Source organism: Micromonospora sp. WMMD1155 (assembly GCF_029581275.1).
Lineage (GTDB): Bacteria > Actinomycetota > Actinomycetes > Mycobacteriales > Micromonosporaceae > Micromonospora.
In genome coordinates, this window is the sequence record NZ_CP120742.1 from 3118668 (window position 1) to 3134230 (window position 15563).

Genomic DNA, 15563 nt, shown 5'->3' on the forward strand with positions numbered 1-15563 from the left:
GCTTGTCCTGGTTCGGCGGGCCGGGCGCATACTTGCCATCGACCGGTACCCCTTCTCGAGGACTGGATCATCGTCATGAGCGCACCGTTGCGCCCGCGTCCGGCCGCCCCGCACGGGCCCGCCGCATCGCGGGATCGCGCCGTTCCCGGCGCGTCAGTCGCCCCCCGCCTGCTCACCGTCGGTGTCATCGGCGCCGGTCGGGTCGGAGCCGTGCTGGGTGCCGCACTCGCCGCCGCCGGGCACCGGGTGGTCGCCGTCGCCGGCGGCTCCGGAGCGAGCCGTGCCCGACTGGCTCTGCTGCTGCCCGAGGTGCCGCGACGCCCGGTCGCCGCCGTGGCACACGCCGCCGTCGACCTGCTGCTGATCGCGGTGCCGGACGACGCCTTGGCCGCCGTGGTGGCCGACCTCGCCGAGCGGGGTGCGCTGCGCCCCGGCCAGGTGGTCGCGCACACCTCCGGTGCGCACGGCCTGGCCGTCCTGGCACCGGCCACCGAGGTGGGTGCCCGTCCGCTCGCCCTGCACCCCGCGATGACCTTCACCGGTACGCCTGACGACCTGGCCCGGCTGGCCGGTATCTCGTACGGGGTGACCGCCCCGGCCCCGCTGCGTCCCCTGGCCGCCCGGCTGGTCGCCGACCTGGGCGGGGTGCCCGAGTGGGTGGCCGAGTCGGACCGTCCGCTGTACCACGCCGCTCTGGCGCACGGTGCGAACCACCTGGTGACCCTCGTGAACGAGGCGACCGACCGGCTGCGTGACGCCGGGGTGGACCGGCCGGAGAAGGTGCTCGCCCCGCTGCTGCGGGCCGCCCTGGAGAACGCCTTGCGGCTCGGCGACGACGCCCTGACCGGGCCGGTCTCCCGGGGCGACGCGGGCACCGTCGAGCGGCACCTGGCGCGGCTGGCGGCCACCGCCCCGGAGTCCGTCCCCGCGTACCTGGCGTTGGCCCGGCGTACCGCCGACCGGGCGATCGCCGCCGGACGGCTGCGTCCGGTGGACGCGCAGTCGCTGCTCGGCGTGCTGGCCGACAGCAGTCGGGAGGTGCCGCTGTGAGCGCGAGGAGTGAGCCGGTGTTGCGAGCCCCGCAGTCGCGAACCGAGGTGCCGCTGTGAGCGCGAGGAGTGAGCCGGTGTTGCGAGCCCCGCAGTCGCGAACCGAGGTGCCGCTGTGAGCGCGAGGAGTGAGCCGGTGTTGCGAGCCCCGCAGTCGCGAACCGAGGTGCCGCTATGACGGAGGTCGTGCACACGCGTGCCGAGTTGGCCGAGGCCCGGGCCGCCCTGAAGGGCACGGTCGGGGTCGTGATGACCATGGGCGCGCTGCACTCCGGGCACGAGACGTTGCTGCGCGCGGCCCGGGAACAAGCCGACCACGTGCTGGTGACGATCTTCGTGAACCCGTTGCAGTTCGGGCCGAACGAGGACTTCGACAGGTACCCGCGCACTCTCGACGCGGACCTGGAGGTGTGCCGGAGGGCCGGTGCCGACCTGGTCTTCGCGCCGTCGGTGGCCGACATGTATCCGGACGGCCAGCCCCGCGTCAGCCTCGATCCGGGTCGACTGGGCGCGGAGTTGGAGGGCGCGAGTCGTCCCGGCTTCTTCCACGGCGTCCTCACCGTGGTGTTGAAGCTGCTCCAGCTCACCCAGCCTGACCTGGCGTTCTTCGGCGAGAAGGACTACCAGCAGTTGACCCTGGTCCGGCGGATGACCCGGGACCTGGACGTGCCGGTCGAGGTGGTCGGTGTGCCGACCGTCCGGGAGCCGGACGGGTTGGCGCTCTCCAGCCGTAACCGCTACCTGAGTGAGCCGGAGCGGGCCGCCGCGCTGAGCCTGTCCGCCGCGCTGCGGGCCGGTGCGCGGGCGGCCGACGAGGGCCGTGACGCGGGGGCGGTGCTGACCGCCGCGCACGCCGCGTTCGGTGCCGGTACGCCCGGCGCCCGCCTGGACTACCTGGTGCTGACCGACCCCGAGTTGGAGCCGGGGCCGGTGTCCGGGCCGGCCCGGCTGGTGATCGCCGCCTGGGTGGGCGCCACCCGGTTGATCGACAACGCGGCCATCCACCTCGCCCCGCGTCCCTGACCGGCCGCACCGACCTCCACCAACCTTGTGAAAGGCCACCCCGATGTTGCGGACCATGCTCAAGTCGAAGATCCACCGGGCCACGGTGACGCAGGCCGACCTGCACTATGTCGGCTCTGTGACAGTTGACGAGGATCTGCTCGACGCTGCCGACCTGCTCCCCGGCGAGCAGGTGGCGATCGTGGACATCACCAACGGCGCCCGACTGGAGACGTACGTGATCCCGGGCGAGCGAGGCAGCGGCGTGATCGGCATCAACGGTGCCGCCGCGCACCTGGTGCACCCCGGTGACCTGGTCATCCTCATCTCGTACGGGCAGATGGACGACGCCGCGGCTCGGGCGTACCGGCCTCGGGTGGTGCACGTGGACGCCGACAACCGGGTGATCGAGTTGGGTGCTGACGCGGCTGCGGTGGCACCCGGCATGGTCGGTGACCCGGTGCCGAGCCCGCTGGCCGTGTCCGCTGTCTGAACCTCTGCGAGGCGATTCCGGTCTGTCACCGGAAGGTCATTTGCGGTTACCCTGGGGTACTGGCGTAAGCCGGTCGGTGGCTGGGGGAGGCCGCGATGCGCCGTGCCATCACGACAGTGCTCGCCGCTGCCGGGGCAGCGTTGTTGCTGGTCGGCTGCGCCGGTTCCGGTGGCCTGGACGGTGACCTGACCGACGACTGGAAGGCGCTGCCGCCACCGTCGGCGTTCACCCCGTCCGCCGGTGTGTGTCACGCCGCCGACTTCACCGAGGTCGTCACCCTGGCCGGTTACGAGCCGGTGGACTGCGCCGGTCCGCACCGGGTGGAGACAGTGCACGTGGGGGCGTTCCCCGTCGAGCGGGCGAGTGCCCCGGCGGGCGGCTCACCGGAGTTGCGGGGCGCGTTCGCCGAGTGTGACACCCGGGCGACCGGCTACGTGGGCGACGACTGGCGGGCGGGTCGGTTGCGGCTGTCCGTGGCGTTGCCCTCCGGGCCGGGCTGGAGTGTGGGTTCCCGCTGGTTCCGGTGTGATCTGTCCGAGTTGAGCACGACCGAGGCGGGGGCCACCGTGGTCGTCCGGTCCGGCAGCCTGCGGGACGCGTTGAAGAGGCCATCCGGCCTGCGCCTCGGTTGTCAGCAGACCCGGATGGGAGCCGGCCGGAGTGTGCAGACGCTGGTGCCGGTGGAGTGCGGTCGACAGCACGACGCCGAGTTCGTCGGGGTGTGGCGCGCGCCGGACACGGCGTACCCGACGCGGGACACCGACTGGGCTCCGCTCTACAACGGTTGTCGCACCGCCCTCAGCCGGTACGTGGGCGTGCCCGACGACGCCGACCTGCGCTTTCGCAGTGGGGTGGTGGTCCGTCCACCGGGTGCGGGGCGTTGGAGGGTCGGTGACCGGGGTGTGCGCTGCTACCTGTGGCTCAGCGACCGTACGGTGACCGCCTCGCTGAAGGGCGCGGGCCCAGCCGGCCTTCCGGTCCGGACGAAGTGACAGCGAGCCCCCGGCCGGCGCGACGCGGACGGTGGCGGACGGGGTAGCCGAAAACACTCGTCCCGCCCCCGCCGCCCCGGGCGAGGATCGTTCGGGTTGACTGGGAGGATGGACGTTCCGACCGTCGACCTGCCGGCCCTGCCCGCGTTGCTGGCCGCGCCGGCGCCCGGCTGGGTGGAGACCACCGACGTGATCGTGGTCGGTTCCGGGGTGGCCGGGCTGACGGCGGCGCTGCACCTGCGCGAGGCGGGCCTGCACGTCACGGTGGTCACCAAGGTCAACATCGATGACGGCTCGACGAGGTGGGCGCAGGGCGGCATCGCCGCAGTGCTCGACCCGGCGGACACCCCGGCGGCGCATGCCCGGGACACCGAGATCGCCGGTGTCGGGCTCTGCGATCCGGCGGCGGTCCGGGTGCTGGTCGAGGAGGGCCCGACCCGGCTCCGCGAACTGATCCGCATCGGTGCCGAGTTCGACCGCCACCCGGACGGCTCCCTCATGCTGACCCGCGAGGGCGGGCACCGGGCGGACCGCATCGTGCACGCGGGTGGGGACGCGACCGGTGCGGAGGTGCAGCGGGCCCTGCACGCCGCGGTGCAGCGCGACCCGTGGATCCGGCTGTTCGAGCACGCCCTGGTGCTGGACCTGCTGCGCGCGCCCGGAGACGGCCCGGACGGGCTCGGCCCGGCCTGCGGGATCACCCTGCACGTGCTCGGCGAGGGCAGCGAGGACGGCGTCGGCGCGTTGCTGGCCCGGGCGGTGGTGCTCGCCACCGGGGGAATGGGGCAGGTCTTCTCGGCCACCACCAACCCGGCGGTCTCCACCGGGGACGGGGTGGCACTCGCGATGCGCGCCGGCGCTGCGGTGACCGACGTGGAGTTCGTCCAGTTCCACCCGACCGCCCTGATCACTCCGTCCGCCGCGGGGGTGCCCGGCGCCGGGTACGCCCAGCAGCCGTTGGTCTCCGAGGCGCTGCGTGGCGAGGGCGCGTACCTGGTGGACTCAGACGGCAAGCGGTTCATGGTCGGCCAGCACGAGTTGGCCGAGCTGGCACCCCGGGACGTGGTGGCCAAGGGCATCCACCGGGTGTTGCTGGCGTCCGGCGCGGACCACGTGTTCCTCGACGCGCGGCACCTGGGCGGGGACTTCCTGGCCGGGCGGTTCCCCACCATCGTGGCGTCCTGCCTGGCGATCGGCGTGGACCCGGCGACCGACCTGATCCCGGTGGCGCCCGCCGCGCACTACGCCTCCGGGGGTGTCCGCACCGACCTGCGCGGCCGGACCTCCATCCCCGGCCTGTACGCGTGCGGCGAGGTGGCCTGCACCGGCGTGCACGGCGCGAATCGGCTGGCCAGCAACTCGCTGCTGGAGGGCCTGGTCTTCTCCCGGCGGATCGCCGAGGACATCGCGGCCGGCCTGCCCGAGCAGGTTCAGCCGGCCGACACCGGTGCCTGGCGAGGCGGTGTGGGTTGGGTGCTGCCCGCCGAGGTGACGCCGACCCTGCAACGGTCGATGACCCGGGGCGCCGGGGTGCTCCGGTCCGCGACGACGCTGGCCGAGACGGCCGGAACACTCACCGAGCTGGGCGCTGCCCGGGGCCGACCGCGGACCGCCGACTGGGAGGCGACGAACCTGCTCACCGTGGCGTCGACGCTCGTGGCTGCCGCGTACACCCGCGGTGAGACCCGGGGTTGCCACTGGCGGGAGGACTTCCCGACGGCCGACGAGCGGTGGCTGGGCCACCTGGTCGGGTCGGTCGGGGCGCAGGGCCGGGTGACGCAGCAATGGGAGGAACGGTCATGACGGAGTCGACTGACACGGCGTTGCGTGCGGCCGGACTGGACCCGGTGCAGGTGCGGCGGGTGATCGAGAACGCACTGGTCGAGGATCTGGGTCCGGATTTCCTGGACGTCACCAGCGTGGCCACCATCCCGGCGGAGCAGACCGACACCGCCGACCTGGTGGCCCGCGCGGACGGCGTGCTGGCCGGGGTGGCCGTGGCCGCAGCCGTGTTCGAGCTGGTAGGCGAGGTGACGGGCTTCGGTCGTACCGTCGAGGTGTCGGTCCTGGTCCGCGACGGCGAGCGGGTGGCCCGCGGTGACGTGCTGGCGACGGTGACCGGCCCGACCCGGTTGCTGCTGACCGCCGAGCGGACGGCGCTCAACCTGCTCTGCCGGATGTCCGGGGTGGCCACCCACACCCGCGCCTGGGCGGACGCTCTGGCCGGCACGAAGGCGATGGTGCTGGACACCCGTAAGACGACGCCGGGCCTGCGGGCGCTGGAGAAGTACGCGGTGCGGGCCGGTGGTGGCACCAACAAGCGCATGGGCCTCTACGACGTCGCCATGATCAAGGACAACCACAAGCTGGCGGCCGGGAGTATCACGGCGGCGTACCGGCGGGTCCGGGAGGCGTTCCCGGAGGTGCCGGTGCAGGTCGAGGTGACCACTGTCGACGAGGCGGTGGAGGCCGTGGAGGCCGGGGCGGATTTCCTCCTCTGCGACAACATGACGCCCGAGGTGTTGGCCGAGGCGGTGGCCGCGGTGGGCGACCGGGCGGAGTTGGAGGCGACCGGCGGCCTGACCCTGGAGGTGGCGGGCCGGTACGCGGCGACCGGTGTCGACTTCCTCTCGGTGGGAGCCCTGACCCACTCGTCGCCGATCCTGGACATCGCGCTGGACCTGCGTACGGAGTAGTTGTCTAGGCTGCGTGGGTGCTGCTCTGCATCGACATCGGAAACACCAACACCGTGCTGGCGACCTTCGACGGCGACAAGCTCGTGCACTCCTGGCGGGTCAAGACCGATGCCCGCTCGACGGCTGACGAACTGGGCCTGATGTTCCGGGGCCTGCTCGCCGGGGACAACGTCGAGATCACCGGGGTGGCCGCCTGCTCCACGGTGCCGGCGGCGCTGCGGTCGCTGCGCACGATGCTGAGCCGCTACTACGCCGACCTGCCGAGCGTCGTGGTCGAGCCCGGGGTGCGCACCGGGGTGCAGTTGGCGATCGACAATCCGAAGGAGGTGGGCTCGGACCGGGTGGTGAACACCCTGGCCGCCTACACCCTCTACGGGGGGCCGTCGATCGTCGTCGATTTCGGCACCACCACCAACTTCGACGTGATCAGCGAGCGGGGTGAGTTCCTCGGCGGCGCGTTCGCCCCGGGCATCGAGATCTCGTTCGACGCGTTGGCCGCCCGCGCCGCGCAGCTGCGGAAGGTCGAGGCCACCAAGCCCCGATCGGTGATCGGCAAGAACACCGTGGAATGCCTCCAGGCCGGCCTGTACTTCGGCTTCGCGGGCCAGGTGGACCGGATCGTCGAGCGGATGACCGAGGAGTTGGGCGAGGTGCGGGCGGTGATCGCCACCGGCGGCCTCGCCTCCTTGGTGATCAACGAGTGCCGCAGCATCACCCACCACGAGCCGATGATCACGCTCATCGGCCTACGCATGGTCTACGAACGCAACCTGTGACCCGGCCGCCGCCGGAGTCGGTGACCGCGCGGGGTGTCAGCGCCGCCGGGCCGGGTCAGCGCCGCCGGGCCGGGTCAGCGCCGCCGGGCCCGCAGGACGATCGTGCGGTACGGCAGTTCGACGGTCTCCCGGCCGGTCAGGTCGGGGTGGGTGGCCAGGAGGTGCCGGATCTCCTGGTCGATTCTCGCCCGCCGTTCGGCCGGGGCGGTGAGCCAGTACGAGCGGGTGTGCAGCATGGCGACGATGTCGTCCGGCGTGAGCGTGGTGTGGTGGCTGAACTCGCCCGCCTCGATCGGCTCGAACGCGAGGCCGAAGTCGGCGTATTTCCCGACCACGTCGTCGGCGTTGTCGCCCGGGTGCGCGATCCGTCCCAGCTCGGCGACCCAGCTCACCCGATCGTCCCGGATGTTCCAGATCGGGGCGAACGTCCCACCGGGCCGCAACACCCGCGCGATCTCGGCGTGCGCCGGCTCCCGGTCGAACCAGTGGTACGCCTGCCCCACCACCACCGCGTCGGCGGCTTGGTCGGGCAGGGGCACCGACTCCGCGCCGCCCGCCAGCGCCGTGCGACCCGGGGTGGCGGCGGCCAGCTGGGCCCGCATGCCGGGGTCCGGCTCCACCGGGGTCACCTCGTGGCCCAGGGCCAGCACGCCGCGGGTGAGGATGCCGGTGCCCGCGCCCAGGTCCACCACGTGCGCGGAGGCCGGCAACCCGTTCAGTGCCCACCGCACGGCCGGCTCCGGGTAGCGGGGCCGAAACCGGTCGTACTCGGCTGCCGCCGCGCCGAACGAGAGGGCCTGAGTGTGATCCGCCATGCCGGGCAGGTTATCCGGTAACGACCTCCAGAGGGCTTGAGTACGCTCGGGCCTGACCCCGCCGACAATCCTTCGTTGAGGAAGCGTGCCGTGAGCGAGCAGAACGCCGTGCCAGTGGACCCCGCCGACGACCTTCCCGAGCAGATGAAGGTCCGCCGTGAGAAGCGGGACCGGATGCTCGCCGAGGGCGTCGAGCCGTACCCGGTCGGTTTCTCCCGGACGACCACCCTGGCGCAGGTCCGGGAGCGCTACGCGGATCTGCCCACCGACACCGCGACCGGTGACCAGGTCGCAGTCACCGGCCGGGTGATCTTCGTGCGTAACACCGGCAAGCTGTGCTTCGCGACCCTCCGCGACGGCGACGGCACCGAGTTGCAGGCGATGCTCTCCCTGGACCGGGTCGGGCCGGAGCGGTTGGAGGCGTGGAAGCGCCTGGTCGACCTCGGTGACCACGTCGGTGTCACCGGTGAGGTGATCACCAGCCGCCGCGGTGAGCTGTCGGTGCTGGCCCAGCAGTGGGAGATGACCGCGAAGGCGCTGCGTCCGCTGCCGGTGGCACACAAGCCGCTCTCCGAGGAGGCCCGCGTCCGGCAGCGGTACGTCGACCTGATCGTCCGGCCGCAGGCGCGGGAGATGGTCCGTACCCGGGCGGCCACCGTACGCAGTCTGCGCGATTCACTGCACGGGCAGGGCTTCATCGAGGTGGAAACGCCGATGTTGCAACTGCTGCATGGTGGTGCGGCGGCCCGACCGTTCGTGACCCACAGCAATGCGTTGAACACCGATCTGTATCTGCGAATCGCGCCGGAACTGTTTCTCAAGCGCGCCGTGGTTGGTGGCGTAGACCGCGTCTTCGAGATCAACCGCAACTTCCGTAATGAGGGTGTCGACTCTTCGCACTCGCCGGAGTTCGCGATGCTGGAGACGTACCAGGCGTACGGGGACTACGACACGATCGGCGAGCTGACCCGTAATCTCGTGCAACAGGCGGCGATCGCGGTGAGCGGTTCGATGGTGGTGACCCACGCCGACGGGCGAGAGTTCGACCTGGGCGGCGAGTGGCGATCCGTGACGCTGTTCGGTGTGCTTTCCGAAGCGCTGGGTGAGGAGGTCACGGTCCGCACCGAGCGTTCCCGCCTGGTGGAGTACGCGGACAAGGTGGGATTGGCCGTCGACCCGAAGTGGGGGCCGGGCAAGCTGGCCGAGGAACTGTTCGAGGAACTCGTCGTTCCCAGCCTCGAGGCGCCCACCTTCGTGCGGGACTACCCGGAGGAGACCAGCCCGCTCACCCGAGGGCATCGCAGCGAGCCGGGTCTGGCCGAGAAGTGGGACCTCTACGTGCTCGGCTTCGAGCTGGGCACCGGGTATTCCGAGCTGGTCGACCCGGTCGTGCAGCGCGAGCGGCTGCTGGCCCAGGCGCAGCTCGCGGCCCGTGGCGACGACGAGGCGATGCGTCTCGACGAGGACTTTCTTCGGGCGATGGAGTACGGAATGCCGCCGGCCGGCGGTATGGGAATGGGAATCGACCGCCTGTTGATGGCCCTGACCGGGCTTGGAATTCGGGAAACGATCCTCTTCCCGTTGGTCCGCCCCGAGTAGTCCCACCCGGCTCGCGCCGAGCCGTAACGGCATCCTATTGACGCGGGAAGCGGCTTACGGGTTATTGTGCTCTCGTTAAGCAGGAGCACCCTGCTCGAAAGGAATGTGGGACGTGGCCAAGCAGATCATTCACAAGCTGGTCGATGACCTGGACGGCGGGGACGCTGACGAGACCGTCAAGTTCGCCCTCGACGGCGTTCAGTACGAGATCGACCTGTCGAAGGCCAACGCCGCGAAATTGCGCGACGCTTTTGCCTCGTACGTTGCCGCCGGCACCAAGGTCGGTCGTGGTGGCGTCGTGATCGGTGGGCGTGCGGCCCGCGGTCGGGGTGGCGCGACCGCCGACCGGGAGCAGAACAAGGCGATCCGGGAGTGGGCCAAGAAGTCCGGCAAGGACATCTCGGACCGGGGTCGTATCCCCCAGGAGATCGTCGACGAGTACCACGCCAAGCGCTGACCAGATCAGCAACCGGTGGCGCGCAGCCACCGCAGGCGACACCGACGCCGGGCCGGAGCACCTCTCCGGGCCGGCGTCGCCGTATCCGGGAGCAGGGTGGCCGCTCCTCCCCGGCGCGGGCGTGTCCGGGAGCGGGGTGGCCGCTCCTCCTCGCGCTGGCGGGTCCGGAGCCGCTTCTTCCTGGCGCCGGCGAGCGACGGCCGGAAGGCGGTGAGCGGGCGGGAAGCATTCGAGGCCCGGCGGCGTTGTCCACAACCAGTGGAGCAGCCATCCACAGCCTGTGGACAACCTCTCCGAGGCCGGGCGCGGCGCTCGCCGCGACTCCCGATCCGCCCTCTCCGAGCCCCCGGAAGCGCCTTCGGGGCCCGGATCGGGCACCTGTAGCGCCCGTCGGATTTCGCTCTGCGCGTAGCGACGGGGCTACCGGAACACCTCCTGAGCGCGGACGGTTGTCCAAAACGACGTGGAACCGACCCAGAGCAGAGACACACGACCTCAGCTGAGTCGGTCGGCGACGATAGAGTAAGGAGGCACGGACGCCCGTCCCGGACGTTCGTGCACCGGCCCCGCCAAGATCTTGACCATCAAGGCGCACGGCACGTGAGGAGCACGAGGGCATGTTCGAGCGGTTCACCGACCGAGCGCGACGGGTTGTCGTCCTGGCCCAAGAAGAGGCCCGGATGCTCAACCACAACTACATCGGTACGGAACACATCCTGCTGGGCCTGATCCACGAAGGTGAAGGCGTCGCGGCAAAGGCCCTGGAGAGCCTCGGCATCTCCCTGGAGGGCGTCCGCCAGCAGGTCGAGGAGATCATCGGCCAGGGCCAGCAGGCGCCGAGCGGGCACATCCCGTTCACGCCGCGGGCCAAGAAGGTGCTTGAGCTGTCGCTGCGCGAGGCGCTGCAGCTCGGCCACAACTACATCGGCACCGAGCACATCCTGCTCGGGCTGATCCGTGAGGGCGAGGGCGTTGCCGCCCAGGTGCTGGTCAAGCTCGGCGCCGACCTCAACCGGGTCCGCCAGCAGGTGATCCAGCTGCTCTCCGGCTACCAGGGCAAGGAGCCCGCCGCCGCGGGTGCCGCGCCGGGTGAGGCCGCGCCGTCGACCAGCCTGGTGCTGGACCAGTTCGGCCGCAACCTGACCCAGGCCGCCCGCGAGGGCAAGCTCGACCCGGTCATCGGGCGCGAGAAGGAAATCGAGCGGGTCATGCAGGTGCTCTCCCGCCGTACCAAGAACAACCCGGTCCTGATCGGTGAGCCCGGCGTCGGTAAGACCGCCGTGGTCGAGGGGCTGTCCCAGAAGATCATCAAGGGCGAGGTGCCCGAGACTCTGAAGGACAAGCAGCTCTACACGCTCGACCTGGGTGCGCTGGTCGCCGGCTCCCGCTACCGCGGTGACTTCGAGGAGCGCCTCAAGAAGGTGCTCAAGGAGATCCGCACCCGCGGCGACATCATCCTGTTCATCGACGAGATCCACACCCTGGTGGGTGCGGGTGCCGCCGAGGGCGCGATCGACGCCGCGAGCATCCTCAAGCCGATGCTGGCCCGTGGTGAGCTGCAGACCATCGGTGCCACCACCCTGGATGAATACCGCAAGCACCTGGAGAAGGACGCCGCTCTCGAGCGCCGCTTCCAGCCGATCCAGGTGGGTGAGCCGTCGCTGGCGCACACCATCGAGATCCTCAAGGGCCTGCGCGACCGCTACGAGGCGCACCACCGCGTGAGCATCACCGACGCGGCTCTCGTCGCGGCGGCGACTCTGGCCGACCGGTACATCTCCGACCGCTTCCTGCCGGACAAGGCGATCGACCTGATCGACGAGGCCGGTGCCCGGATGCGCATCCGTCGGATGACCGCGCCGCCAGACCTGCGTGACTTCGACGAGCGCATCGCCCAGGTGCGTCGCGACAAGGAGTCCGCGATCGACGCTCAGGACTTCGAGCGCGCCGCTCAGCTGCGTGACAAGGAGAAGCAGCTCCTCGGCCAGAAGGCTCAGCGGGAGAAGGAGTGGAAGGCCGGTGACCTGGACGTCGTCAGCGAGGTCGACGACGAGCAGATCGCCGAGGTGCTCGGCAACTGGACCGGCATCCCGGTCTACAAGCTGACCGAGGAGGAGACCTCGCGCCTGCTGCGCATGGAGGACGAGCTGCACAAGCGCGTCATCGGCCAGGAGGACGCGGTCAAGGCGGTCTCGAAGGCGATCCGGCGTACCCGGGCCGGCCTGAAGGACCCGAAGCGCCCGTCGGGCTCGTTCATCTTCGCCGGTCCTTCCGGTGTCGGTAAGACCGAGCTGTCCAAGGCGCTCGCCGAGTTCCTCTTCGGCAGCGAGGACGCCCTCATCCAGCTGGACATGTCCGAGTTCCACGACCGTTACACGGTCTCCCGGCTCGTGGGTGCCCCCCCCGGCTACGTCGGCTACGACGAGGGCGGGCAGCTGACCGAGAAGGTGCGGCGTCGGCCGTTCTCGGTGGTCCTCTTCGACGAGATCGAGAAGGCCCACCCGGACGTGTTCAACACGCTCCTGCAGATCCTCGAAGACGGTCGGCTCACCGACGGTCAGGGTCGGATCGTGGACTTCAAGAACACGGTCATCATCCTGACCACCAACCTGGGCACCCGTGACGTCGCCAAGGCGGTGTCGCTCGGCTTCCAGGCGTCGGAGGACTCCGAGTCCAACTACGACCGGATGAAGCAGAAGGTCAACGACGAGCTCAAGCAGCACTTCCGGCCTGAGTTCCTCAACCGGATCGACGACACCATCGTCTTCCACCAGCTGCGTCAGACCGAGATCCTCTCGATCGTGGACATCATGATCCAGCGGATCGAGACGCAGCTGCGCAACAAGGACATGGGTCTGGAGCTGACCGACAACGCCAAGAAGTACCTGGCGGCGAAGGGCTTCGACCCGGTGCTCGGTGCCCGTCCGCTTCGTCGCACGATCCAGCGCGACATCGAGGACAACCTCTCCGAGCGGATCCTGTTCAACGAGCTGACCCCGGGTCAGATCGTCGTGGTGGACTGCGAGGGCGACCCGAACGATATCGACAAGTCCAAGCTCGTCTTCCGGGGCGCGGAGAAGCCGGTCGAGGTTCCGGACGCCGTTCCGGCCGACCTCGGCGGCACCGCCGCCGGCACCGCGGCAGCGGCCACCGACGAGTAGCACGACCAGCAACAAGGGGCGGGGCCCCGGTGGCATGAGCCACCGGGGCCCCGCCTTTTCCGCGGTACGCACCGTCGCGTCCGATCCTGCCGCGTCCCCGATGCTGCCGCGCGTCGCGCCCGCCGCGTGGGGGCCGACCGCGCCGCCTCCGAGGATCACAAGATCCGCGCAACATCAGGGAAACTGCTGGCTCGCGGCGTCCGGAGGCAGCACTTTCCCTGATGTTGTGGGCGGAGTGACGCTCAGGGCGTCGAGGGTAGGGCGCGCGGCGGGCAGGGCGGGTCGGCGCGGGGGTGTGGGATGTGGTGGCTTCACGCGGGGCGCGGTCCAACGCCGAACGGGCCATCACCGGGCCGGCTAACGCCGAACGGGCCATCACCGGGCGGGCTACCGCCGGGCGGTGTGGGTCGTTCAGGTGGTCAGGTCAGCGGTGGGGTGGGACGGGCCGTCACCGACCAGGCGGAAGCTGTCGGCGCCGGCTGCTTCGACGAGTCCGTCCTGGACCAGGCCGGCCAGGGCGCGGGCGCGTTGAACGTCGTCGGTCCACACCTGGTCCAACCGTTGGTGCGGGACCGGCTCGGTGGACTCCCGGAGCACCCCGAGCAGCAGGCCGCGTACCTGTCGGTCGGTGCCCGCGTACCGCTGGGGTCGGCGGGTCGGCCCGGCCGGTGCTTCCTGGCCGGAGGCCCGCCACGCGCAGATCGACTCGACCGGGCAGGCCGTGCAGCGCGGTGACCGGGCCGTGCAGATCACCGCGCCCAGCTCCATGAACGCGGCGCTGGCGAGGGCCGCCGCGGTTGGTTGCGCGGGGAGGAGTTCTTCGGTGGCGACCAGGTCGGCGGGCCGGGTGACCGGTCCGGCGTCCGGCTCGCCGGCCACCGCTCGGCAGACCACCCGGCGCACGTTGGTGTCGACCACCGGGTGCCGCTGCCCGTACGCGAAGGCGGCCACCGCACGGGCGGTGTAGGTGCCGACGCCGGGCAGTGCCAGCAGCTGCTCCAACCGGTCCGGCACCTGGCCGCCGTGGCGGTCCACGATGGCGACTGCGCATTCCCGCAGCCGGACCGCCCGGCGGGGGTAGCCGAGGCGTCCCCACATCCGGATCGCCTCGGCGGGGGTGTCGGCCGCCAGCGCCGCCGGGTCCGGCCAGCGCTCCAACCACGCCTGCCAGGCCGGTACGACGCGGACGACGGGCGTCTGCTGGAGCATGACCTCGCTGACCAGGATGGCCCACGGAGTGACCCCGGGTTCACGCCACGGCAGCTTACGGGCGTGCTGCTGGAACCATCGGCTGACCAGTGCGGCGAAATCGGGTTGAGTCATGGCGTCGTCGATGATGTCACGCTCGGCGATCCCGCTGGATGGGCGGCTCGGGCGGGGTGTCACGGCAGGTCTCGCCGGATCGGGGAGAATGCGCGGATGAACGAGCTCGCGATCACCGTCATCGGTCGGGACCGGCCGGGCATCGTGGCCGACGTCGCCGAGGTGCTGGCCGGACTCGGTGCGAACCTGACCGACAGCACGATGACGCGGCTGCGGGGGCATTTCGCGATGACCCTGATCTGCACCGGGCCGGCCGCCGCCGAGGTCGAGGTGGCGTTGGCCCCGTTGGCCGCCGAGGGGCAACTGCTGGCGACGGTACGCGCGGTGACGCCGGACGGTGACGTGCCTCCGGCGGGTGAGCCGTACGTGATGGCGGTGCACGGATCGGACCGGATGGGCATCGTCGCGGCGATGACCCGGGTGCTCGTCGACGCCGGGGGGAACGTCACCGACCTGAGTACGCGGTTGGCGGGTTCGCTCTACGTGGTGCTGGCCGAGGTGGAGTTGCCGGCCGGTGTGGCCGACACACTGGTCGACCGGTTGCACCGGACTGCTGGTGAGTTGGGCGTGGAGGTCACGCTTCGACCGGCGGACCCGGATCTGTTGTGACGGCCGAGGAGAGCGGGCCGGTTGCCGGTCTGGGCGGGTGGACACCGGAGTCGCTGGGCGTGTCGGGTGAGGTGCGGCCGGTGGTGTCGGCCCCGCACCCGGTGTTGAGCCGGGCGTCCGAGGCGGTCGATCCGACCGCGAAGGAGACGGTCCAGCTCGCGGCCGACCTGGTGGCGACGATGCGGGTGTCGCCGGGCTGCGTGGGGCTGGCCGCGCCACAGGTCGGGGTGGGCGCGCACGTGTTCGCCGTCGACGTGACGGGGCACCCGAAGGCGGTGACGGTGCACGGCACGTTCGTGTTGTGCAACGCCCGTGTGGTCGAGGCGACGCGGTGGAAGCCGGGCCGGGAGGGGTGCATGTCGGTGCCCGACCTGACCGGTGACGTGAAGCGGGCCAGTCGACTCGTGGTGGAGGGTGACCTGCCGGGCACGGGCGAGCCGGTCCGCCTGGTCACCGACGGGTTCGAGGCGCGGGCGTTGCAGCACGAGATCGATCACTGCACCGGCCTGCTCTTCCTGGATCGGGTGGCCGGTGCGCACGCCGTCTACCAGCGGAAGGTCTATCTCTGATCGGCCGTCGGGCGGTCCGCAT

Annotated in this window: 14 protein-coding genes; 12 read left to right on the top strand and 2 right to left on the bottom strand. The window is 71.1% G+C overall.

The genetic code is table 11. From position 1 onward, the window contains the following. Positions 1-75: 75 nt before the first annotated feature. The 7 genes from O7617_RS14175 to O7617_RS14205 all read left to right on the top strand — a co-directional run bounded on the left by O7617_RS14175 (position 76) and on the right by O7617_RS14205 (position 7008). Positions 76-1050: a Rossmann-like and DUF2520 domain-containing protein gene (locus tag O7617_RS14175; RefSeq protein ID WP_282264048.1), complete on the top strand. Its 975-nt coding sequence runs from the start codon at positions 76-78 to the stop codon at positions 1048-1050. A gap of 173 nt (positions 1051-1223) precedes the next feature. Then, positions 1224-2072, top strand: coding sequence for a pantoate--beta-alanine ligase (gene panC / locus O7617_RS14180; RefSeq protein ID WP_282264049.1), 849 nt, complete (start codon positions 1224-1226; stop codon positions 2070-2072). Positions 2073-2115: 43 nt separating this feature from the next. Continuing rightward, complete coding sequence (panD, locus tag O7617_RS14185; RefSeq protein WP_282264050.1) at positions 2116-2544, top strand: aspartate 1-decarboxylase; 429 nt, start codon at positions 2116-2118, stop codon at positions 2542-2544. A gap of 95 nt (positions 2545-2639) precedes the next feature. Continuing rightward, positions 2640-3536 carry a septum formation family protein gene (locus O7617_RS14190; protein WP_282264051.1) on the top strand — a complete coding sequence of 299 codons (897 nt, stop codon included), beginning with the start codon at positions 2640-2642 and terminating at the stop codon, positions 3534-3536. Positions 3537-3644: 108 nt separating this feature from the next. Continuing rightward, on the top strand, positions 3645-5339 hold the full coding sequence (locus O7617_RS14195) for an L-aspartate oxidase (RefSeq protein WP_282264052.1): 1695 nt from the start codon (positions 3645-3647) through the stop codon (positions 5337-5339). Then, positions 5336-6232: a carboxylating nicotinate-nucleotide diphosphorylase gene (nadC, locus tag O7617_RS14200; RefSeq protein ID WP_282264054.1), complete on the top strand. Its 897-nt coding sequence runs from the start codon at positions 5336-5338 to the stop codon at positions 6230-6232. Before O7617_RS14195 ends, nadC begins: the two co-directional genes overlap by 4 nt. Before the next feature lie 17 nt (positions 6233-6249). After that, a complete protein-coding gene (locus O7617_RS14205) occupies positions 6250-7008 on the top strand; it encodes a type III pantothenate kinase (RefSeq protein WP_282264056.1) in 759 nt (252 codons plus the stop codon). Between the two features lie 74 nt (positions 7009-7082). Here the strand turns inward: O7617_RS14205 and O7617_RS14210 are convergent, their stop codons facing one another. Continuing rightward, the gene (locus tag O7617_RS14210; RefSeq protein WP_282264059.1) at positions 7083-7823 is read right to left on the bottom strand and encodes a class I SAM-dependent methyltransferase; all 741 of its coding nucleotides are present in this window, start codon (positions 7821-7823) and stop codon (positions 7083-7085) included. Positions 7824-7913: 90 nt separating this feature from the next. On the opposite strand from O7617_RS14210, the gene lysS reads away from it, so the two are divergent. The 3 genes from lysS (at position 7914) to O7617_RS14225 (ending at position 13040) form a co-directional block, all read left to right on the top strand. Then, a complete protein-coding gene (gene lysS, locus O7617_RS14215) occupies positions 7914-9422 on the top strand; it encodes a lysine--tRNA ligase (RefSeq protein ID WP_282264060.1) in 1509 nt (502 codons plus the stop codon). A 112-nt stretch (positions 9423-9534) separates the two neighbouring features. Continuing rightward, positions 9535-9879, top strand: a complete 345-nt coding sequence (locus O7617_RS14220; protein ID WP_348774178.1) for an Lsr2 family protein — start codon at positions 9535-9537, stop codon at positions 9877-9879. A gap of 617 nt (positions 9880-10496) precedes the next feature. Then, complete coding sequence (locus tag O7617_RS14225; protein ID WP_282264063.1) at positions 10497-13040, top strand: ATP-dependent Clp protease ATP-binding subunit; 2544 nt, start codon at positions 10497-10499, stop codon at positions 13038-13040. Between the two features lie 411 nt (positions 13041-13451). Here O7617_RS14225 and O7617_RS14230 read toward each other — a convergent pair whose 3' ends face one another. After that, positions 13452-14363: an A/G-specific adenine glycosylase gene (locus O7617_RS14230; RefSeq protein ID WP_282264064.1), complete on the bottom strand. Its 912-nt coding sequence runs from the start codon at positions 14361-14363 to the stop codon at positions 13452-13454. Positions 14364-14459: 96 nt separating this feature from the next. Here O7617_RS14230 and O7617_RS14235 point away from each other — a divergent pair, with 96 nt between their 5' ends. Both O7617_RS14235 and O7617_RS14240 read left to right on the top strand, forming a co-directional pair. Beyond that, positions 14460-14972 (top strand): ACT domain-containing protein, encoded by a 513-nt coding sequence (locus tag O7617_RS14235; protein ID WP_282264066.1) that lies wholly within the window; start codon positions 14460-14462, stop codon positions 14970-14972. After that, the gene (locus tag O7617_RS14240) at positions 14969-15541 is read left to right on the top strand and encodes a peptide deformylase (RefSeq protein ID WP_282264068.1); all 573 of its coding nucleotides are present in this window, start codon (positions 14969-14971) and stop codon (positions 15539-15541) included. The genes O7617_RS14235 and O7617_RS14240 overlap by 4 nt, the downstream gene beginning before the upstream one ends. Positions 15542-15563 lie beyond the last annotated feature (22 nt).

Excerpts from the sequence above, each read along its gene's own strand:
- O7617_RS14210 (WP_282264059.1), bottom strand. The coding sequence starts at position 7,823 with ATGGCGGATCACACTCAGGCCCTCTCGTTCGGCGCGGCGGCAGCCGAG.
- O7617_RS14235 (WP_282264066.1), top strand. The coding sequence starts at position 14,460 with ATGAACGAGCTCGCGATCACCGTCATCGGTCGGGACCGGCCGGGCATC.
- panD (WP_282264050.1), top strand. The coding sequence starts at position 2,116 with ATGTTGCGGACCATGCTCAAGTCGAAGATCCACCGGGCCACGGTGACG.
- O7617_RS14195 (WP_282264052.1), top strand. The coding sequence starts at position 3,645 with ATGGACGTTCCGACCGTCGACCTGCCGGCCCTGCCCGCGTTGCTGGCC.
- panC (WP_282264049.1), top strand. The coding sequence starts at position 1,224 with ATGACGGAGGTCGTGCACACGCGTGCCGAGTTGGCCGAGGCCCGGGCC.
- nadC (WP_282264054.1), top strand. The coding sequence starts at position 5,336 with ATGACGGAGTCGACTGACACGGCGTTGCGTGCGGCCGGACTGGACCCG.
- O7617_RS14190 (WP_282264051.1), top strand. The coding sequence starts at position 2,640 with ATGCGCCGTGCCATCACGACAGTGCTCGCCGCTGCCGGGGCAGCGTTG.
- O7617_RS14230 (WP_282264064.1), bottom strand. The coding sequence starts at position 14,363 with ATGACTCAACCCGATTTCGCCGCACTGGTCAGCCGATGGTTCCAGCAG.
- O7617_RS14175 (WP_282264048.1), top strand. The coding sequence starts at position 76 with ATGAGCGCACCGTTGCGCCCGCGTCCGGCCGCCCCGCACGGGCCCGCC.
- O7617_RS14225 (WP_282264063.1), top strand. The coding sequence starts at position 10,497 with ATGTTCGAGCGGTTCACCGACCGAGCGCGACGGGTTGTCGTCCTGGCC.